Genomic DNA, 21,138 nt, shown 5'->3' with positions numbered 1-21,138 from the left:
GGCAGTTCTGAAAATTGAACTGCCATTTCTATCTGTAATTTGTTACTTTTTAATAATCTTAGCCGTATATTTTTTGCCTTGAACTGTACAATCCAAAATGTAAACTCCAGTTGTAAGCTGACTAACATCTACGCTTGACGGAACAGCAGAGTAGTTTTTACTCCAAACAGCATTTCCTTCCATAGAATAAATTTTCATTTGAGCTTCGCCTTCAACTTTATCAGCCAAGAAAATATTTACATCATTTACAGCAGGATTTGGGAACACCCTGAAAGAATTCGACAATTTTCCGATTAGAAGACCTTTAGAATCAATTGGAGCCGACATGCTTGTACATCCGTTTGCGTTTGTTACTTGAAGACTATAGCTTCCTTCCCAAATTGTCGAAACCATTTTTTCGGTTGCATTTGGTAAAACTCTTCCATTTAAATACCACTGATAACCTGCAGCATCAGCAGAAGCTGTTATTTTATTTCCGTCTAATAACTGGATTTCTGGAACTGTATTTTCAATTACATTTATGGTTGTATTGAAAATTTTACCTAATCCGTTTTCATTGTAAACAGTTACATAGTATTCACCGCTTTCTGTTGTTTTGAAAGTTGGCTCTGTAGAACCATCAAACCATTCGTATGCTGCATAATTTCCTGGATTTAGAACTACTTCTGGACCACAAACATCACCGCTTGGAAGTTCAGATTTGAAGCTATCGAATGTCACAGAAACTTTTTCGGTCAAACTACAGCCATTTTCAAGAACTGCTGTAACAATATAGTCCCCAGGTTTAGTTACCTCAATAGCATTCGTTACTTCTCCTGTATTCCACTTGTATGAAACTGCCTCTAATTCTTTAGACAATAAGTTAGACTCCGCATTGATATAAATGCTTTTTCCAGCATAACCATGAATTGATGATTTATCAAACAATTTGAAATCACCCGAAACTCCCTGATATGTATAATTTTCGATAATATTATTCTGATCGATTATATCACCTTCTAATTTTGCCGTAAAATTGAATACGTGAGAATCTCCGCTCTGATCTAATTTTGGTTGTTTTTTAAAGATATATTCAATACTTCCTCCAACTGGAATTCCTGCTTCTACAGTTTCAGAAATAGCTTCTGAAGTATTTAGATAATCTAACTGTAATTGTATTGAATTTTCTTTAATAGCAATTTGACCTTCGTTACTCAGCCTTACTTTATATTCTTGACTTCCGCAGACATCTTTTGGAGATAAAATTTGTAAAGCAACATCTGCAACTGCATCGTTAAAGATTTTCAAATCATCTAAAACCATATAAGAATATCCAGCCGCTTTTGCATGTCTAAAACGGAACATAACCGATTTTCCTTTGTAATTACTAATGTTTAATGCAGCTCTTTTCCAATCTGTATCAACAAAACTTCCTGTTCTGTTTGTTCTCCATAACTCTGTCCATTCACCTCCAACTGACTTAATATCTACTAATAAAATATCATTAACATTACTTTGCATTGCATAATAAAATTCAACAGCAGAAGCGCTATCAGACAATTTATACATTGGTGAAATTAACTCTCCATAGTAAGATAAATTTTCTAACTGGCTATATAACATTTTTGTTGAAGTGTCTCCTGTATGATCTTTTTTAGGAACTGTCAAATTAACGTTATCTGGAGTCGTTACAACTCTCCACGGATAATTATCATCACTCAAACTTGAAACAAATCCTTTGTTTCCAAATAATGAACCTGCTGGCAGAGTAGAAAAATTTTCAACATTTAGTTCAGGTGCATTTGCAACAACTTGGAAAACACTCTTTATTACCTGTGCCTGATCTTTTGGTTCATCTGCTGTAAATGCTTTTACAGCAATTTCATAATTTCCTGCAGCTAATTTTGGCAAACCATCAATTTTATAAGTAATTGTCTGACCAACCAATACCTCATCATTTTTTTCTAAAGAAATCGGAGCTCCAACTGCAGTTCCGTTTTGAGAAATTTGGTATTCAAGCGTAACTTTATTTAAAGTCTGGTAACCTGAATTTCTGGCGCTTACTACAAATTCATGGGAAGCTGAATCTTCGTATACATTTTCTGCAACACTTAAATTTGAAAGTCTTACATTCGATTTAGTTTCTTTAATTTCGATATTATCTACCGCAAAACCATTTGCAAACAATCCGTTATCATTGTGTACAAATGCTACCATTACACAAGATTTTCCAGCATATTCAGTCAAATCTACACCATATTCCCACCAAGCTCCATAATAAGGCATATGGAATACTTCTTTCCATGTTTCACCGCCATCAGTACTTACTTTTACAGATCCGTCTGAAAGGTGTTGAGAATCTCCATAACCATCAAAAGTTAAGTGCGCTGATTTGTAATTTGTTAAATCAAATACAGGCGAAACCAACATATCATTTGCTTCGTCGCAATTACATTTGTCATCATTGCTAGCCATGAATTTAGTATGATCGGCAATAAACCAGCCCGGAGAACCTAAATCTGCTCGTACTCCGTGATTCCATCCTGCAGAACCGCTGTTTTCAGATGTTCTCCAACCTTTATATTTACTAGCATCTTCAAAGTCCATTTTATAAGGCAGGACAGAAACTTTTAAATCTTCATTATTCCAATTATCATAAGTAAATGTCAAAGCATTATTGCCTTGTTTTACATCCTTAGTCATATCTTCTGGAAAAACTGAAACAGAAACTGTATGTGTTCCAACAGTTTTTAAACTAATATTTGAAGTAGAAAAACTAATTGTATCTCTAAATTTGGCAAAATTCAAAGTAGTCAATTCTGTTTTAGAAAAAACTTCATTTTTAGCTGCGTCCAAAATTTTAATTGTAATATTCACACGCTGACTTGCTGTTGCGAAGTTGTTGCTAATTTTACTAACTATTGTTACATTGTTGTTATCAACCGTGCATTTTCCCGCTTCGAGTTTTGATGATAGCAATGCTAAATCGTAAGGTGCGTCGCTCACGCGGATATTATCTACAAAACCTCCCAAGAAACCGTCATTATAATCGTCTGTTCTAACACGGAAACGAATAGCTACTTTTTTTCCAGCCAAATCATTTAAACGCATCTGGAACGGATCTTTTTTAAGGTTTGTATTTACTGCTGTAAACCAGCCTCCCTCGGTATCATCATAGTGTGTTGTTTGCGGATAATTTAAGGCTTCTACTTTTTTCCAGTTTTTACCTTTATCCTCAGAATATTCAACTATTAATCCGTCGTATCCTGCATGAAATAAATAATACAAATCAAATTCTATGTAAGGAGATACTACATTCGTAAAGTCAAAAATTGGAGATTCTAATACAAAATCAGAATTAGGAGCCATTCTCTCAGTTCCTCTAAAATCTACGGTAGCCCAATTGTATTGTGATTTTATATCTCTAAATGATCCAGGATAATTCTGAAATATAAACTTTTGGTTGCTTGAGTTCAATGATTTTGTATTCCATCCTCCGGGTGTTCTTTCAAAACCTTCAACATAAGGAAGTTGCGTTACAATTCCACTGTAGGCTGCATTCAAAATACTATTATTAGTTGTAACTGGATCTTGAGCCAATGTTACATATCCTTCGTATGTGTGCAAACCAAGCCCTGATAAATCGAAAGTACTATCAAAGGCAATTGTCATTTCTGAATTTCCTTTGAAATCTGTTGCCAAAGTAACATCTTTCCAAACCGTTGCACTTCCAGGAGCTGTATCCGCATATCCAACTTTTAGCACAGTTCCTGCCGGAATAGCTACACAGCCTAAATTAAATATCGTAATTGATGATTGATAATTTGAAGAAAGGGCATCGCCAGTGTAGTACGGCATGCTTAATGCTGTCGCTTTAAGATCGTAATCTTTTTGAGCTGTTGGAACAACTATTTGTGAAACGAAAGTATAACCTTCTTTTGCTCCAAATTCTGCTATCGGATTTAAATCTACTTTAATTTCTATATAGTTGACTGCACCACCTGTTTGATATGGAATTTTACTTTTTAATGCTAAAATTGTTTCTTCGCCAGGGTTTAAATCTTTTCCAAAAGCAACTTTTCCATCATAAGTATAAAAAGTAATTAACCTGCCAAGAGCATTTGCCATTGCTCTTAATTTAAAATTTAAATTCTCGTCAGCCTTAATTACAGTACTTCCAGTATTTTTAATTTTCACATAAAAAGGTTCTTCTCCTTTTAAAGGACCGCAAGGAACAGTAGGATTTTCAACAGAAACTAAAAGCACTTGTTTTTCTCCATAAGCTGGCCCTACACCAATGGCGTACCAAGCATTGGTCACTTGTATATATTCTTGAGAACCTAATCCGTATAAATCTTCTGTAGCCATCAAACTCGCCTGACGCATTGCCATGAAATTTGAAGAAGGAGATAAATATTCTGTAAGTGTTGCATAAGCTATTTTTTCTGCTTTCTCAAGACCAATTGCTTTTACATTATAGCTTTCATTAAGGTCATTAACACCTTCTCCACCTTCTACTAAAAGATAATACCAGTAATTAGTAATTCCACTATTCTGATGTACTCCACCGTTATCATAACTCGTATCAGCAGGATTTGTCCAAAACTCACCTCCATAAGTATCTGGCTGACCAGCTGCTTTTGGGTTTGCCATACTCCTCAAACTTCCGTGTTTATACAACTCATCTCCCAGCATCCAGATATCATTTTTAGAATCTTTTCCTGCATAAAGCTCAATAGAAATTCCAAAAATATCACTGAAAGATTCGTTCATTGCTCCAGATTCTCCCTGATAAATTAATCCAGCAGAGAATTGTGTTATAGCATGAGTCATTTCGTGACCTGTAATTCCTAAACTTACAAAAGGCTGATCTACTCCATCTCCAAACTGCGCCCATCCTCCTGTCCAGGAAGCATTCTGAACATTGGTTCCTAAATGGGCCAATGCAAAAATGGTCATCCCTTTATCATCAACACTATTGCGGTCAAATTTTTCTTCGTAATAATTCAAAGTTTTTTGAATTCCCCAATGAATATCAATTGCAGCTTCATCATGATCTTTATTGTATAAATCATTCCAGTTATTATCTTCATCAATATACTCTGTCAATACTTCATCAGATGCGTGTTCAGCATGATTCATATTCAAAGTATACATTGGCACTTTGTATTTTCCAACTAAATCCTCCAATCTGTAACCATCTGCATATTGAGTTGTTCCAAAAGTTACATCGCCAGCAAATCTTGCTTTTCCTTTTCCTATTGCACTTCTTCCATCTGCAAAAGGTGATGCAGACGAACGAAAATCTCTGCTTAAATCAATTTTCAAGATTACCTTTCCAGTATTGGCATCCACATACATAGTCTGGCTTGATTGCGGATTTGTTGCGAAAATGTCAAATTTCCAAGCCAAATGATATTCTGTCAATTCAGCCGAAAAGTTTGGCCCAACATACACCAATTCTCCTTGTGGTTTTTTGCTGATTTTTTCATGAACTAAAGCCGATAATTTTTTGCTTTGCCAAACATATTCCTTAGCATTTACAGTATTTAAAGCGTTTTGTAATGCAGCCGATGCATTTACTTTATAATTACTGTTTGAAGGCAATTTTTTACTGATATGCCCAAAAGCCTCAATCTTCTTTTTATTATCTCTAACTTTATAAATTGCTCCTTCTACAGGAACAGCATTATGCATTTGCTGATAGGTTGCCAAACTTCTGCCGTGTTTGTCTGAAACCGATTTTAGCTGCATTTTGTCTGCGTTAGACAATTCAAAATCTGCTTTTTTAACTTCGAATACATTTCTGATAGTCAAATTAGACGATTTTGCAAAAGATCTCACTTTTGTGCTGTCTGCACTTTGGACATTTTTAGCTGTCGAACTGCTTTGGCTTTTATCAAAAAGTTTTTGGCTTTCTTTTGCTCGCTTATTAACAGCATCTGTTTCTTCTTGCGAAAGTGGAGTTCCTTTTACGCTTTTTTGCGTTAAAAGAATATTCGAATCATCACTCTGATTATTAATCTGATCTGTAGTTTTCTGAGAAACTTGATCCTTTTTTAGAAGTCCAACCGACGAACCTAATGCCGTCTGCGAATTCGATGTTTTGTTTTTTGGTAAAGGTGACTGAGCCATTCCGACGGAACAGACTAAGAAACCTAACAAAAGAAACAAATACTTGGGTTTAAAGTAAATTTGGTTCATTTTTTTAAATTTAAAATTAGTATTAAGGCTGCGAGTTAATAGAACAAGGGTTCGCAGAAAACCACAAAAGCAAGCTCTAAGAATCAATTCGGCGGTTGATTCTTAGAACTTGCTTTCGTTATTTTTTCTAAAATTTTTAAGAGTGCGCTCTTTTTTGTTTTTGTTTCTTCTAAAAGTTCTTCAAGACTTTTAGTTGGTTCATCTTTTTTCTTCGAGTTCATCAAACGTATTTCTTACAATAGTTTGGTAAAAGTAGAATGCCTCTTTAAGTCTCGAAAAAAAAGGACTAATGCAAAAACACTCTCGTACAAAAAAGTGGTACCCAAAAAACACTCATTTTATTTTAAACTTAATAAAATCAAAACATTATGATAATATTTATTTTACATGTTTTCTGGTTTAAAAGAGTTTAAATAGGTAGAAAGATTTACTTTTTCGTTGGTTAAATCGAACTTTTTACGAAGTCTCGTGCGGGCATTTTCTATCGATTTAAACGATTGTCCCGTAATTTGAGAAATCTCTTTTGTAGTTAAATCTAAATATAGCAAAGCACAAAGTCGGCGTTCTTTTGGAGTAAGTGTTGGATAATCGATTGTCAATTTATCGAAGAATGATTTATGAACTTGTTCGAAACTGATTTCAAATTCTTTCCAAATATCCGTATTCAAATCTTTCTCCAGACGTTTTAAAACAATATCAATAGCTTGCTGCAATTCTTTATTTGCTGTTTTAAGTTTGATTTTTTTAAGATCAGTCAGAATTTCGTTAATATTATCTGTACGATGAATTTCGGACATTGCTTTTCCAACCAAAACCATATTTTTAGCTTCAAGGCTTTGTTTCAGTTCTTGTTCTTTTGCTTTTAATTTTTCCTTTTCCAGCTGATTGGTAATATTTCGGTTTCGATAACGGATCAATAGTAGAATTAAAACCAATATTCCAACAACCAATATTAATCCAACAACATAATACTTAAACCTTGTTTTTTCTTCAACCAAAGTTCGAATCTGACTGCGTACTTTATAATCTTGTTCAAGTCTTATTCTTTCTAGATTTACTGCTTTTTGTTCAATATTTATGCTGTCGCTGATGTCGTTGTATTTCTGAAAATAATGAACTGCATTTTTATAATCTTCTTTGCCTAAGTATGCTTGATAAAGTAATTTATTTAATCTTAAACCTGAAAAACCAAATTGATTGTCTTTGGATAATTCTAACGCTTTTTTTGCATTTAGAATCGCTTCGTCTAATTTCTTTTCTTGAAAATTATATTCAGAAAGTGATTCGTAAGTAAAAGTTTTCAATGAATTATCGATAGAAGTATCCGTAAAAGAAAATGCTTTTTCAAAATAAGAATCAGCATTTTTCTGATCTTTCTTTAAACCATAAGCTCTCGCTAAATTAGTATAAACATAAACCTTCAAAGTATTATCTTTTAATGTCTTTGCAATTGCATCTGCTTTATGATAATAATAAAGTGAAGAATCTAAATTTTTACTTAAGTAAATTGTTCCAATATTGTTTAAGATTTTAACAAGCTTATCCGATTCTTTTTTAGATTTCTGATAACGATATACGTGCAAAAAATATTGAAGCGCTTTTTTTTCATTATTACTTTTGGCATAAATAATAGCTAAATTATTTTCTACTCTTGCCGCTTCATCTATAATATTATTGCTTTTATAAATGTCATAAGCCTTAAGATAATACTGTAAAGTAATATCGAAAACGTCTTTTGCATTGTAAATTTCTCCTGCTGCGGCATAAACTTTAGCCAAGTTCAAATCTGACTTTTCTGTTTTCTTTGCTTCCGTTTCGGCTAATTCTATATACTTTAATCCTCTTTCCCAATCAGAATCCTGAAGATTTTCGGCAATTTTTAATGCTAAATCAACTTTTTTCTCATGATCGTCAATAGTGTTTAAACTATCTATTAATTCTTTTGTTGAAGACTGAGAATGAATCGATAAAGAAAAAAGAATAAAAAATAAAGAAAGTAATCGTGGTATCATTGGTAAAGATCTTAGGGAAAATCAAAATTAGATAAAAATTTTTCTAGGGAAGAAAAATAAAATCCCATTTCTAACGAGAAACGGGATTTTAAATTGTAATTAACCTTTGTATTATTGTTTAGGATCAACGCTTAAAGGAGGTAGCGACAATTCTTTACTATTTAGCAATTGTTTAGCTTGCTCAATAGTTCTATATCTTCCAATTTCCATTGGTCCGCCATAAGAACCACTTTGCTGCGGTCTTGGAGGAGTTGCTGCATACGTTTTCATGAGTTCCATAATTACTTGGTCAAAAATTACCATAGTCCATGTTTTCTCTGTAAAACTATTCATAAAAAGATCGTAACGTTCTTGAGGATCTTGCCATAAATCATAAACAGCCGGAACAGTTGCAATATAAGTTTGATCGCCTCTCCAGCCTAATTGCTGTCCTGGCGTATCGCTTCCTGCTTGCGCTCCGTTATCTCCTCTTGTATTAAATACGGCTTTCCATTTTCCTATACGAACCGCTCCTGGAGACAATTCATTTTCTGTAAAATAAAACCATCTGTCACGAAGTGGTTTTCCTTTTTTAAACAAAACATTTGACATATCATAGCTATCAAAAACCATAGGTTTTCCTTCTCTATCATTTTTTGGAAGTTCCACTCCAGCAAGAGCTGCGAATGTTGCCATCAAATCTAAACCTCCAACAATATCGTGGCTAACGCTTCCTGCTTCAATTTGTCCTGGCCACCAAGCAATTGCTGGTACACGGCTTCCTCCTTCTCTATCAGTTCCTTTTGAACCTCTAAAAGGTGTATATCCTGCATCTGGATGCACATCCTGCCAAGCTCCATTATCGACTGTGTAAATTACAATAGTATTGTCTGCAATACCAAGCTGACGAATTTTATCCATAATACGTCCTACGTTATAATCCATTTCTACAACGGCGTCACCATATTTACTTTTTGCAGGAGATTTTCCAACAAATTGTTTAGAAGGTAAATTCGGCTGATGGTTTTTAGCAAAATTAATGCACATAAAAAACGGATCTTTTGATTTACCATATTCATCAAGCTGCTTCAAATTATTATCTACCATATTGATATCCAATTCGGCAATATTTTCTTCGGTAACAGGACCTGTATCACGTGCTGGTTTTCCAGCTTCTCCTTCTAATATTCCTTTTGTAGATTTTTTGATAAAATTTGATATTTCTGGAGCCATATCTGGATTCCATGAAGGAAAACAATAGGTGTAAGCATTTAAATGATACAGTACTACGTTCTGCATTTTATCAAAACCATGTGCAATAGGCATTGCATAATCGGCTTCGCCCAAATGCCATTTACCAGAAAAATACGTTTTGTAATTTGCTTTTTTAAGCACTGAAGCCAATGTCCATTCTGCAGCTGGAAGTCCGCCGCCTTGTCCCTGAAAAGCAACTGTTGTCATACCGCTTCGATTCGGAATACGGCCTGTAATCATAGCTGCTCTTCCTGGCGTACAGCTTGGCTGTCCGTAAAAAGACCAAAACTGCATTCCTTCTTTAGCCATTTTATCTAGATTAGGAGTTGGCATTCCACGCCCGACACCGCCTCCATAAACACCTAAATCACCCCAACCAGTATCGTCAGAAATAACCATAATAATGTTGGGCTTCTTTTTGGTTTGTCCGTTTATAATTCCAATAAAAATAAAACAGAGCAAACTAGTACAAATTAATTGCAAGTGACTTTTTTTCATGATTTTGAAGTTTAATTATATTGCTGTTTTTGTTTGTTTTCTTATTAATCTGCACCACCATCAACACTATCAAAAGTTTCTCTTTCTTTTGGTCTGATGCTGTACTTCAAGGATAACATTGGACCGTAATAAACGTCAAATTGATCTCCGTTTGTACGAAGTTGCATTTGCCCAATTATCCCTGCCAAAAAGTGAAGGTTGGGTGTTATTCCTGCACTGTAATAAACTGAAAGTCTGAAAATATCAAAGTGTTCTTCAGCATAATCTTTGGATGCAAACTTTAACATAAGCTCTGTGTAATACCCTAAATTTGGCGCTAGAAATAATGGTTTTTCTTTAGTTTGGCGAAGAAAATGATTTACACCAAACCTTGCTCGCAATCTCGGAATTGTCTGAGGTGTGCCATTTCTATCATCAAAAAATTTAGTTTCAAAACGGACTTGTTCAAAAATAGATCCCCTCGGCATTTCCTGAGAATAAGTTCCCATTATAATTAATCTATTTTCAAGCGTTTTATAATTGCCCATTTCTTCTACAGCATATTTTTGATTATGTGCATATCCTAGCCATAATTTCATATTCTTAAAACCAGAATATACAATCCAAGGTCTTACTACAACACGCTGCGTATATTCAAACGGGTTTGTGGTGTTATAAGCTCCTTGCGTAACTAATTGAAAATCTACCTGACCGCTTAAGTGCCATTTATCATATATCGGAAAAGCAAGATCTCCTTCTGAAATAGAAGCAGGAATGAAACCCATAGTATAAGGCGCATCTAATTGTGCGTATACATAAGATTGGCAAATAACGCAGAACAAAATACTAATCGTATTCTTAATTTTACTCATAGCTTTTCTAGATTAATTCCAACTGACTATCAAATAATTAACCAGCACTAAATTAAATCTAATCGGTTGAAGAAAATTTTTAAAGATGTTGCAAATTATAATTTGCAACAAAGTTTTAAAGTCTATAATTCAAGAAAAATATATCCTTATAAACCTTTAAATACAGTTCTAAGAATGTTTTTTTTAAAATTACCAGTAATTGGCTTACAATATTCCGTAATCTGCAAACTATTAAAAGTGTCTTTGCTGTCGAACTTTGTATTCAATAAAACTTAAAAAAATGAAAAAGATTAAATTAGGAAATCAAGGATTAATCATTCCGCCAATAGGTTTGGGATGTATGGGAATGACAGGTTTTGAAGAAGCAAATATTTATGGTGCAGCGGATGAAAATGAAGCTATCAAAACAATTCACCGTTCGTTTGAAATGGGCGGTAATTTTTTGGATACAGCAGATTTATATGGGCCGCTAAAAAACGAACAGCTCATTGCAAAGGCCATCGGAAAAGAACGCAACAAATATATTTTGGCTACAAAATTTGGTTGGGAAATTGACGATGCTGGAAAAGTAACTTGGGCGATAAACGGAAGCAAAAAGTATATCAAAAAAGCGGTGGAACGTTCTCTTAAAAATTTGAACACCGATTATATTGATCTTTACTACATGCATCGTCTTGACAAAAATACTCCAATTGAAGAAACGGTTGATGCGATGAGCGATCTTGTAAAAGAAGGCAAAGTGAAATATTTAGGTCTTTCTGAAGTTTCTTCTGAAACAATTAAAAAAGCACATAAAATTCATCCTATTACAGCCGTTCAAAGTGAATATTCTTTGTTCGAAAGAAACGCAGAAGAAAGAGGCGTACTAAAAACGCTTAAAGAATTGGAGATTGGTTTTGTTGCTTATTCTCCTTTAGGACGTGGCTTTTTATCAGGACAAATTCGTTCAATTGATGATCTACCAGAAAATGATTTCCGCAGAGCTATTCCTCGTTTTCAGGAAGATTATTTTCATAAAAACATCGAATTGGTAAAAGCAATTGAAAAAATGGCAGATGAAAAAAACATCACTTCATCTCAACTTGCTCTCGCATGGATTATTAGCAAAGGAATTGTACCCATTCCGGGAACTAAACGCAGAAAATATCTTGAGCAAAATATAAAAGCTACTGCCGTAGAATTGAGTCCAGAAGATCTGCTACAACTTGAAAGTATTGTACCTTTGGGAACTGATACTGGAGCACCATATGATGAATTCAGTATGGGACTTCTAGATTAACTTAAAATAAGCGTTTATGAATACTATTGCATCTGTTTCTGCCTTTCATCGCCTGCTTTCTCTTCCAGAACCCAAACATCCAATGGTAAGCGTTATAAATTTATCGGAAAGCATTTTTTTGGAAGATGAAATCTGGAAAGGATTTATAAATAAATTTTACTGTGTCGCTTTAAAAAGAGATGCAAAAGGAAAAGTTAGATATGGCCAAGGACATTACGATTATGACAAAGGAGTATTAAGTTTTACTGCACCGAATCAGGTGCAGTATTTAGATTTTCATACTATGGAATGTGGAGCTGGATATCTGCTGATATTTCATGAAGATTTTATTTTAAAACATCCTTTAGCACAAAAAATACATGATTTTGGATTTTTCTCTTACGCCGTAAATGAAGCGTTGCATTTATCTGAACAAGAAGAAAAATATCTGATAGAAATTCTCGACCGAATTGACAGAGAATGCCAGCATATCGATCATCATACGCAAGATATTATTCTATCGCAGATTGATTTGCTTCTAAATTATTCGAGCCGTTTCTATGAAAGACAATTTATAACTCGAAAAAATAACAGTCACACTTTGCTTTCTAAATTCGAACGATTTATAAATGATTACTACAATGATAGTATTGAAGAAAAAGGTCTTTTAAGCGTTGGTTTAGCTGCTGAAGCGATGAATATTTCTCCAAATTACCTTAGCGATTTTCTAAAAATACATACTGGACGCAACGCGAGTGAACACATTTATGAAAAATTGATCAATAAAGCCAAAGAAAAACTATCCGTAACCGAATTGTCTGTTAGTGAAATTGCTTACACTCTTGGTTTTGAACATCCACAGTCGTTTAGCACGCTTTTTAAGAAAAGAACACAAATGGCGCCATTAGAATTTCGAGAAAAAATCAGGAATAATTAAACCCGAAAAACTAATTCTGTTTTTCATTTTTTTATAAGTTTTTGCAATTCTAATTTTTTTTATATTTTTGTACCAATCATTACAAAATAAAAATTCAGTGAGAGGAAGACCAACAATATATGAAGATTCAAATATTATAAAAAAAGCTCAGGAGATTTTTTGGAAGAAAGGTTACAACGCAACCTCGCTAAGCGATTTACGAAAAGCCACGGGCGCAGGTGCAGGAAGTTTTTATAATACTTTTAAGGGAGGCAAAAAAGAAGTTTTTGAGAAAGCTATTCAAGAAAGAAGGCTGGCTTTTGATGCTTTTAAGGAAGAATTAAATAGAAGTAAATATCCATTAGAATTAATTAAAGACTTTTTTAAAAGCATTGCAGACGCAGATAAAAATGAACATCTTAAAGGTTGTATCATTGCTAATACTGTAGTTGAAATGACTTATATTGATGAAGATCTTGAAGCAATTTCTATACAGATATTAAAAGAAGTTGAAGAAATGTTTACCGAAATTATTAGAGATGAACAGAAAAAGGGAAATATAAAAACGCTCACTTCTCCAGAAATTCTTGGAAAATATCTTATAACATTTTGGTGCGGACTCAATACACTTCGCAGAATGTATCCTGACAAAAAGGTATTAAATGAACAAATCGAAATGCAATTAGCTGTTATCAGCTAATTTTTTTGAATATTTATGTATCAATCATTACAAAATTAAACAAACAAAATGAATTTAAAATTAGAAGGGAAAAAAGCTTTTATTAGCGGATCAACACAAGGAATTGGTTTTGCAATTGCACAACATTTACTAGCAGAAAATGCGGAAGTTATTACTAATGGAAGAAATAGAGAAAAAACTAAGTTGGCTGTTCAAAAATTATTAACTGAATTTCCTAACGCAAAAATTTCTGGTTTTGCAGCTGACTTTGGAAAAAAAGAGGAAGTTGAAGAATTAGTACAAAAACTAAACGATATTGACATTCTAATTAATAACGTCGGTATTTTCGAATTAAAAAATTTTGAAGATCTTGATGATGAAGATTGGTACAAATTTTTCGAAATCAATGTTATGAGCTCGATTCGGCTTTCAAAGAAACTTTTACCTTCAATGTTAACCAAAAAAACAGGAAGAATAATTTTTATCTCTAGCGAATCTGGATCAAATATTCCAGGAAACATGATTCACTACGGAATGACAAAGGCAGCAATGTCAGCCATTAGCAATGGTTTATCAAAACTTACGAAAGGCACAGAAGTTACGTTAAACACAATTCTTGGCGGTCCAACGTATTCAGACGGTGTGGCTGCAACTATCGAACAAATTGCCGCAATGCAAAATCTTGAAGTAGAACAAATGAAAAGCCTAATCGTACAACAAACCAATCCAGATTCATTATTGCAACGATTTATAAATCCGTCAGAAATTGCTTCATTGGCAGTTTATCTTTCTAGTCCGTTATCAATAGCAACAAATGGAGCTTCTTTAAGAGCTGATGGAGGAGTTTTAAAAACGATCTAAAATTTTACTTTTATCATCATTAAAATTAAAAAAGCCAGAAAGTAATTTTTCTGGCTTTCTTTATTTTTAATTTGAAGTATCTTTTAAAAACTTAATTAATCCTTTCATGTACGTTTCTTGGTCGTCATACATACTCATATGGCTTCCTTTTTCACAATACAAATATGTCCCGTTTTGAACTTGTGTTGAAATCCATTTCATGTGTTCTGGATCCATTGTATCGTATTCTGCTCCAATTGATAATGTTGGAACTGTGATTTTTGGAAGTTCTTTTGTAATATCCCATTTTTCGAGTTTACCAGAAAGTCCAAATTCACTCGGTCCTTGCATCGTAACATATAAAGATTGGTTGATTTTAGAAAACGAACGATTAACAGGTTCTGGCCATAGATTTGGATCTAAACGCAAAATATGTTTCGCATAAAAATTAGGAACAAGCAGTTTCATATATTCTGGATTCTCAAAATCTTTATTTTTTTCTATTTCTCGTATTTTGGCTAAAACTTTCGGATCCATTTGTTTAGCAAGAACTTCGTCGGCATATTTATCATAATCTATTGCGCTCATCATCATATTCGAGATAATAAGCCCTTTTATATGTTGCTGATATTTAAGTGCATATTGCGCCGCAAGAATTCCGCCCCAAGAATGACCTAATAAATAAAAATTGTCTTTGTCTAATTTCAATGCCTGACGAACCTGCTCAACTTCTTCCACAAATCGAGACAAATCCCAAAGTGCTGGATCGTTCGGATTGTCAGAATTACCAGTTCCTAATTGATCGTAGTAAATAAATTCAATTCCTTCTGCTGGCAAAAAACTTTCCAAACACTCAAAATATTCATGTGTAGCGCCAGGTCCGCCGTTAAGAAGCAATAATTTTATTTTAGGATTATTTCCAATTCTTTTCGTCCAAACATTAAACTTTCCTTTCGGAGTATTAATCTGTATAACTTTAATTCCTCCCGTTTTTATACCCGAAGCGTTGTCCGTTAAGTAGTTTTTTAAATCAGCACTTTTGTTCTCAGAAGAATTCTCTTTTTTGCAACCAGTTAGAAAAAAAGCAGTTACTATTATAAAAAAAGCATTTCGAAATAAGGTCATAAACTATACTTTTAAATTATTTGAAATTCTAATTTAAGTATTTATTTGACATTATATAGATTTCATTATAAGATATTTAAAATAATTTCCTTTGCATTTTTTAATTTATAAAAAACTTTCTTCGTTTGCTATAAGTTCTAATTTTGCTAAAATAATTGCCAGTTTGTTTTCTAATAAATCTTTTCCGTCACGCCATTCTTTCTTAATAGATTCTCTTTTAGCCCGAAGTATAAGTTCTCCCGTAAAAACGTATTCAGATGTTTCTCTTTTCCCTTCAATGGTAATTCTTTTTAATGCTTCTCTTAAATCAATTTCGATCTCAATTCCGTTTGTAAAAAGAATACAGTCAGAACCGCTTTTATTTTTTCTTAATTGATGACTGCGATATTCTAAAAGTTTTATAAATGCATCCATAAATAGTAAAGCTCTGTTTATGCTCTTTTCGGATACATTTAAATTTAAAATCTCAAGAAAATCATTTTCCTTTTCTTTTAAATTTTTAAAATAATTTTCTGTAGCCAAAACAATTTTATAAGGGTTTTCAAGCTTTTGTTTCACTATCAATAAATCCGTTAGATCTTTCCTTATTTGATTAACAGAATCAAGCAGCGGACTAGATTTTGATGTGTGCCTAGATTGCATTTCATATCTTTTCTTTAGAATATAAATTTCATCACTTCCCTTGTAATCTGATGATAATTTTGGTGTTTTTGATCTTTTGTATTCTGGTTTATTCCAATGGCGGTTATTGGGCAAAGAAATTTGCATTTTACTGCACGCATTTTTTATTCCCATAGTCGAAATTTCATAATGCTTTGCAATTTGAATAAGCGGAAATTTCCAAACCAAGTTATACAGTTCTATCCTTGTAAAACTAACTTTGTCCATATTTAAATAATAATCTGCTGAAATAAAAAACACCATTTCTGTTTTGTCCAGAAATGGTGAATTATAATAAATAATTATTCTACTCCGCCTCCTAAAGCTCTGTAGAGATTTATTGCTGCATTGAGTTTTTCTAATTTTATTGTTACAACGTCCAAATCATTTTGAAGTGAACTGTTTTGAGCAGTTATAACTTCTAAGTAATTTGCCATTCCGCTTTTATAAAGAAGAGAAGCATCGGAAGTTGCTTTGTCTAAAGATGCTGCTTTTTCTTTTGCTAAAACAATTCTTTCGTCTGCATATTTTAGTCTTGACATGGCATCATTAACTTCTCCAACAGCAGTTATAAAAGATTGCTTAAACTGAACCGCAGCTTTTTCTTGTTCTAAAACAGCAACTTCATAAGCGGTTCTTAAGGCTTTTTTTCTAAAGATTGGCTGTGCTAAATTGGCAGCAATAGTTTTAGTTAAAGATCCAGGAAAATTGAACCAAGTATCAAACTCAAACGAATTTACTCCAATAGAGGGATTTAAACTTAAAGTTGGATACATTGCCGCTTTTGATAATCCTGTTTTTGCTGTTGCAGACATTACAGCATATTCGCTTGCTTTTACGTCTGGTCTTCGGCTCAAAAGTGAAACTGGAATTCCTGTCGGGAAAACAACCGAAATTTCTGCGGCGTCAATATTTCCGGCTCTTTCAATTTTATCTGGATATTCTCCGCATAAAATCTGCAAAGCATTTTCTTGAACAGCAATATTTGCTTTAGCTAAAGGCACTAATAATTCAGCCGTTTTTTTCTGAGCTTCGGTCTGATTAACCGCTAAAGAACTTATCGAACCCGAATTGTATTGCAGTTTCATCATATCTAAAGTACTGGTACTTAATTCGATGTTTTTCTCTGCAATTTTCAGCTGTTCATCCAAACCTAAAAGATTGTAATACGATTGTGCAACTTGAACAATAATTCTGGTTTTTAAAGCCGATAGATTTTCTTTTTGGGCAAAATAAGCCGCCTTAGCATCTCGTTTTTGCATAGCCGCTTTTCCCCAAATATCAGCTTCCCAAGACAATTTTAACGTGGCGCTGTAATCGTCCATATAATCTTTGCTTGTAAACTGAGAACTTAGAGATCCGTTTAATGAGTTTTTTGAAAGATACGAACGGCTTGCTCCAGCATCAAAATCAAGTGTTGGAAGTAAGGACAGCTTGGCTTGTTTGTAAGCAAGATCAAGCTGTTCCATACTTTTCATTGCAATAAGCACCTCATTATTTTTAACGAGGGCTTTTTCAATTAAATTAACCAACAAAGGATCTTTGTAATAGCTTTTCCATGGAAGCAAAACCGTATCTCCAGTTACTGCGATTTCTTCACGGTATTTTTCTGGGGCATTCAAATCTGTACGGGCATATTTCTTTCCTACTACGCACGAAGTCATAATCGTTGCAGTAAGTAAAACAATTCCGATTTTATATAGTGTTTTCATTATTATTCTTTTATGGTTTGAACTTGTACTGCAATCTTTTTTCCTGATACTTTTTCCTGTAAATACTGGAATACAATGAAAAGCAACGGAATTACAAAAATTCCCAATACAACACCGCTAAACATTCCCACAGCGGCACTAACACTTATTGATCGGTTTCCGACTGCGGTTCCTCCAGAAGCAAACATTAACGGAATCATACCTACGATAAAAGCCAATGAAGTCATTATAATTGGTCGTAACCTTGATCGTGCTCCTTCAATTGCCGCTTCTATTATTGATGATCCGCCAAGACGTCTTTGCAAAGCAAATTCCACAATCAAAATGGCATTCTTGGCTAAAAGCCCGACGAGCATAATTAATCCGACTTGAACATAAATATTGTTGTCTAATCCAACCGCTTTAATTCCTGCAAAAGCTCCTAAAATTCCTGTTGGAATAGAAAGTAATACTGCAAGTGGCAATAAATAACTTTCGTATTGAGCAGCAAGCAGAAAGAATACAAACAATAGACATAACCCAAAAATGGCAACAGTCTGGCTTCCTCCTGCTTTTTCCTCAAGACTTAAACCTGTCCATTCGTAACTGTAATCTGCTGGAAGCTGATCTAAAACTTTTTCTAGATTCCCCATAATTTGACCGTTACTATAACCTGGCAATGCCATTGCTGTAATATTTACCGAATTATAAAGATTGTATCGATTTACCGATTCTGGTCCGTATACTTTGTGGAATTTCACAATCGATTTTACTGGAACCATTTGCATATCTGCATTTCTTACGAAAATTTCATTAAAGGCATCTTCATCCATTCTAAAAATACCATCTGCTTTTACATTCACTCTGTAAAACTTACCAAATCTCGAAAAGTCAGCCGATTGATCTCCTGCAAAATACGTTTGGATATTTCCTAAAAGCTCCTTGATATTTACGCCCATTTGACGCGCTTTGTCTTCGTCTACTTCCAATTCTAACTGCGGATAATCTGCTCTAAAAGTTGTATAAGCATATTGCACTCCTGGTTGCTGCATAATCTGAGCGATTACTTTATCTGACATTGCTTTTAAAGTTTCTGGGCTTCTCGCCATTCTATCTTGCAAAACAATTTCTGCACCACTTGTTACACCGAAACCTTCAACTGGAGGCATTCTGAAAACCATAATCTGGCCTTCTTTAATTTTAGCCAGTTTTCCGTTTACGGCATTCATAATTTCGTCAATATCCTTAACTGCTCCTCTTTCTTTTTTAGGTTTCAATTTAATAAATCCTAAACCGTAAGCAGGGCTGGCACTATTACTCAAAATATTAAATCCTGTAATACTCGTATTGACATCAATAGCTTCTACCGAACCTAATTCTTTTTCCATTTTTTGAATTACCGCAGTTGTACGATCCAAAGCCGTTCCTGGTGGCATTGATAAACTGTATACCATGAAACCATCATCTTCTAACGGAACGAAACTTTTTGGTGTCGACATCATCATATAAACCGCAATTGCAGTAATTCCAGCAACTAATACAGCTGCAATCCATTTTCTTCCAATTAAAAAACGAACACCTTTGATATATCTTCCCGTTAAATTTTCGAAACTGCTATTAAATCCAACAAAAAAACGTTCTTTAAAAGTCGTTTTATGTTCGTTATTGCCATGTTTATCTCCGTGATTTTTTAACAAAAGTGCGCATAATGCAGGCGTTAACGTCAAGGCATTTACAGCCGAAATGATAATCGCAATTGCCAATGTATAAGCGAATTGTTTATAGAAAATTCCTGAAGATCCTGTCATAAAACCAATCGGAATAAAAACCGCAGACATAACCAAAGTAATTGAGATAACTGCTCCCGTAATTTCTGCCATCGCGCTATGTGTAGCTTCTTTAGCCGTAATTTCTGAATCTTCTTCCATTTTACTGTGAACGGCTTCTACAACGACAATTGCATCATCGACCACAATTCCGATTGCTAAAACCAAAGCAAAAAGTGTTAGAATATTCACCGTAAATCCGAAAACTAATAGAAAGAAAAACGTTCCGACAATTGCCACAGGAACCGCAATCGCAGGAATAATCGTCGAGCGAATGTCTTGCAGGAAGATAAATACCACGATAAATACCAGAATAAAAGCTTCAAACAAAGTCGATTTTACCTGTCCAGTTGCTTCATCTAATCTTTCTTTTGTACTCATTACGTTGACGTACTTAATTCCGGGAGGAAAAGATTTAGACAATCTTTCTACTTCTTTATTAATTCCGATTTCAATATCATTGGCGTTGGAACCCGAAGTTTGTAAAATTGCCATTGTAACGGCATTTTTACTATTCGATTTATTATCACCACTGTACGAAATTGAACCAAATTCTACTCGTGCAACGTCTTTTAATCTTAAAACATTACTTCCGTTATTTTTAACGACAATATTTTCATATTGTTCTGGTTTGTTCTTTTTTCCTTTGTAACGAATTACATATTCTAAAGCCGCTGAAGATTCTTCTCCTAATTTTCCAGGAGCCGATTCTAAACTTTGTTCAGCAATTGCCTGCGTAACATCTGAAGGCACTAAACCAGCATTTGCCATTTTACGAGGATCAAGCCAAACTCGCATCGAATAATCTTTCTGACCAAAAATCTGAACTTGTCCAACACCTGGAACACGTTTCATTTGAGGAACAAGATTTATATTGGCATAATTCTGCAAAAATAACTCATCGTATTTGTTGTTATCATCTGTATACAAGTTGAAAATAACAATCATACTATTTTGCTGTTTAGAAGTCGTTAATCCCATTCTGATAACTTCTTGCGGCAGTTTTGGCGTTGCTTGCTGAACTCTGTTTTGTACGTTTACAGCAGCCTGATCTGGATCTACACCTTGCTTGAAAATGACACTAATCGAAAAAGATCCGTCATTACTGGCAGTAGATTTAATGTACTGCATATTTTCAACACCATTAATCTGTTCTTCTAATGGTGTTACCACCGAACGAATAACGGTTTCACTATTTCCTCCTGGATACGAACCGCTTACCATAACGGTTGGAGGCGAAATATCTGGGAATCTCGTTACAGATAATCTCGTAAGACCTATAATCCCCAAGATAACCAATACAATGGAAATGACTGTAGCCAAAACTGGCCTGTCTATTATTTTCTTTAACATGGAAAATGTTATT

12 protein-coding genes are annotated in these 21,138 nt (G+C 34.0%); 4 read left to right on the top strand and 8 right to left on the bottom strand.

The window, feature by feature from the left end; all coding sequences use genetic code 11:
• Nucleotides 1–42: 42 nt before the first annotated feature.
• From P0R33_RS20970 to P0R33_RS20955, 4 genes are all read right to left on the bottom strand, one after another.
• Nucleotides 43–6,183 carry a M4 family metallopeptidase gene (locus P0R33_RS20970; protein ID WP_276173109.1) on the bottom strand — a complete coding sequence of 2,047 codons (6,141 nt, stop codon included), beginning with the start codon at nucleotides 6,181–6,183 and terminating at the stop codon, nucleotides 43–45.
• Nucleotides 6,184–6,566: 383 nt separating this feature from the next.
• The gene (locus P0R33_RS20965; protein ID WP_276173108.1) at nucleotides 6,567–8,195 is read right to left on the bottom strand and encodes a hypothetical protein; all 1,629 of its coding nucleotides are present in this window, start codon (nucleotides 8,193–8,195) and stop codon (nucleotides 6,567–6,569) included.
• A 111-nt stretch (nucleotides 8,196–8,306) separates the two neighbouring features.
• Nucleotides 8,307–9,926 carry an arylsulfatase gene (locus tag P0R33_RS20960; RefSeq protein WP_276173107.1) on the bottom strand — a complete coding sequence of 540 codons (1,620 nt, stop codon included), beginning with the start codon at nucleotides 9,924–9,926 and terminating at the stop codon, nucleotides 8,307–8,309.
• Nucleotides 9,927–9,970: 44 nt separating this feature from the next.
• A complete protein-coding gene (locus tag P0R33_RS20955) occupies nucleotides 9,971–10,777 on the bottom strand; it encodes a DUF2490 domain-containing protein (protein ID WP_276173106.1) in 807 nt (268 codons plus the stop codon).
• A 280-nt stretch (nucleotides 10,778–11,057) separates the two neighbouring features.
• Between P0R33_RS20955 and P0R33_RS20950 the strand changes: the two genes are divergently transcribed.
• The 4 genes from P0R33_RS20950 to P0R33_RS20935 all read left to right on the top strand — a co-directional run bounded on the left by P0R33_RS20950 (nucleotide 11,058) and on the right by P0R33_RS20935 (nucleotide 14,491).
• Nucleotides 11,058–12,056 carry an aldo/keto reductase gene (locus tag P0R33_RS20950; RefSeq protein WP_276173105.1) on the top strand — a complete coding sequence of 333 codons (999 nt, stop codon included), beginning with the start codon at nucleotides 11,058–11,060 and terminating at the stop codon, nucleotides 12,054–12,056.
• Nucleotides 12,057–12,072: 16 nt separating this feature from the next.
• Nucleotides 12,073–12,972: a helix-turn-helix transcriptional regulator gene (locus P0R33_RS20945; RefSeq protein WP_276173104.1), complete on the top strand. Its 900-nt coding sequence runs from the start codon at nucleotides 12,073–12,075 to the stop codon at nucleotides 12,970–12,972.
• A gap of 97 nt (nucleotides 12,973–13,069) precedes the next feature.
• Nucleotides 13,070–13,651 carry a TetR/AcrR family transcriptional regulator gene (locus tag P0R33_RS20940; RefSeq protein WP_276173103.1) on the top strand — a complete coding sequence of 194 codons (582 nt, stop codon included), beginning with the start codon at nucleotides 13,070–13,072 and terminating at the stop codon, nucleotides 13,649–13,651.
• 48 nt (nucleotides 13,652–13,699) lie between these two features.
• Nucleotides 13,700–14,491, top strand: coding sequence for an SDR family oxidoreductase (locus tag P0R33_RS20935; protein WP_276173102.1), 792 nt, complete (start codon nucleotides 13,700–13,702; stop codon nucleotides 14,489–14,491).
• A 66-nt stretch (nucleotides 14,492–14,557) separates the two neighbouring features.
• Here the strand turns inward: P0R33_RS20935 and P0R33_RS20930 are convergent, their stop codons facing one another.
• From P0R33_RS20930 to P0R33_RS20915, 4 genes are all read right to left on the bottom strand, one after another.
• Entirely contained in the window at nucleotides 14,558–15,595 is a 1,038-nt protein-coding gene (locus P0R33_RS20930; protein WP_276173101.1) for a proline iminopeptidase-family hydrolase, read from the bottom strand.
• 105 nt (nucleotides 15,596–15,700) lie between these two features.
• Nucleotides 15,701–16,483 carry a hypothetical protein gene (locus P0R33_RS20925; RefSeq protein WP_276173100.1) on the bottom strand — a complete coding sequence of 261 codons (783 nt, stop codon included), beginning with the start codon at nucleotides 16,481–16,483 and terminating at the stop codon, nucleotides 15,701–15,703.
• 74 nt (nucleotides 16,484–16,557) lie between these two features.
• Nucleotides 16,558–17,967, bottom strand: coding sequence for a TolC family protein (locus tag P0R33_RS20920; RefSeq protein WP_276173099.1), 1,410 nt, complete (start codon nucleotides 17,965–17,967; stop codon nucleotides 16,558–16,560).
• A 2-nt stretch (nucleotides 17,968–17,969) separates the two neighbouring features.
• Complete coding sequence (locus P0R33_RS20915; RefSeq protein ID WP_276173098.1) at nucleotides 17,970–21,125, bottom strand: efflux RND transporter permease subunit; 3,156 nt, start codon at nucleotides 21,123–21,125, stop codon at nucleotides 17,970–17,972.
• Nucleotides 21,126–21,138: the final 13 nt, after the last annotated feature.

It is taken from the genome of Flavobacterium sp. YJ01, assembly GCF_029320955.1.
Lineage (GTDB): Bacteria > Bacteroidota > Bacteroidia > Flavobacteriales > Flavobacteriaceae > Flavobacterium.
The sequence above is the reverse complement of the archived record's forward strand: the minus strand, read 5'-3'. Positions and strand labels throughout refer to the sequence as shown.

What these genes read in the sequence shown, in the direction of transcription:
- P0R33_RS20930 (WP_276173101.1), bottom strand. Translation starts at nt 15,595, where the DNA reads ATGACCTTATTTCGAAATGCTTTTTTTATAATAGTAACTGCTTTTTTT.
- P0R33_RS20925 (WP_276173100.1), bottom strand. Translation starts at nt 16,483, where the DNA reads ATGGACAAAGTTAGTTTTACAAGGATAGAACTGTATAACTTGGTTTGG.
- P0R33_RS20965 (WP_276173108.1), bottom strand. Translation starts at nt 8,195, where the DNA reads ATGATACCACGATTACTTTCTTTATTTTTTATTCTTTTTTCTTTATCG.
- P0R33_RS20970 (WP_276173109.1), bottom strand. Translation starts at nt 6,183, where the DNA reads ATGAACCAAATTTACTTTAAACCCAAGTATTTGTTTCTTTTGTTAGGT.
- P0R33_RS20960 (WP_276173107.1), bottom strand. Translation starts at nt 9,926, where the DNA reads ATGAAAAAAAGTCACTTGCAATTAATTTGTACTAGTTTGCTCTGTTTT.
- P0R33_RS20950 (WP_276173105.1), top strand. Translation starts at nt 11,058, where the DNA reads ATGAAAAAGATTAAATTAGGAAATCAAGGATTAATCATTCCGCCAATA.
- P0R33_RS20955 (WP_276173106.1), bottom strand. Translation starts at nt 10,777, where the DNA reads ATGAGTAAAATTAAGAATACGATTAGTATTTTGTTCTGCGTTATTTGC.
- P0R33_RS20945 (WP_276173104.1), top strand. Translation starts at nt 12,073, where the DNA reads ATGAATACTATTGCATCTGTTTCTGCCTTTCATCGCCTGCTTTCTCTT.
- P0R33_RS20915 (WP_276173098.1), bottom strand. Translation starts at nt 21,125, where the DNA reads ATGTTAAAGAAAATAATAGACAGGCCAGTTTTGGCTACAGTCATTTCC.
- P0R33_RS20920 (WP_276173099.1), bottom strand. Translation starts at nt 17,967, where the DNA reads ATGAAAACACTATATAAAATCGGAATTGTTTTACTTACTGCAACGATT.
- P0R33_RS20935 (WP_276173102.1), top strand. Translation starts at nt 13,700, where the DNA reads ATGAATTTAAAATTAGAAGGGAAAAAAGCTTTTATTAGCGGATCAACA.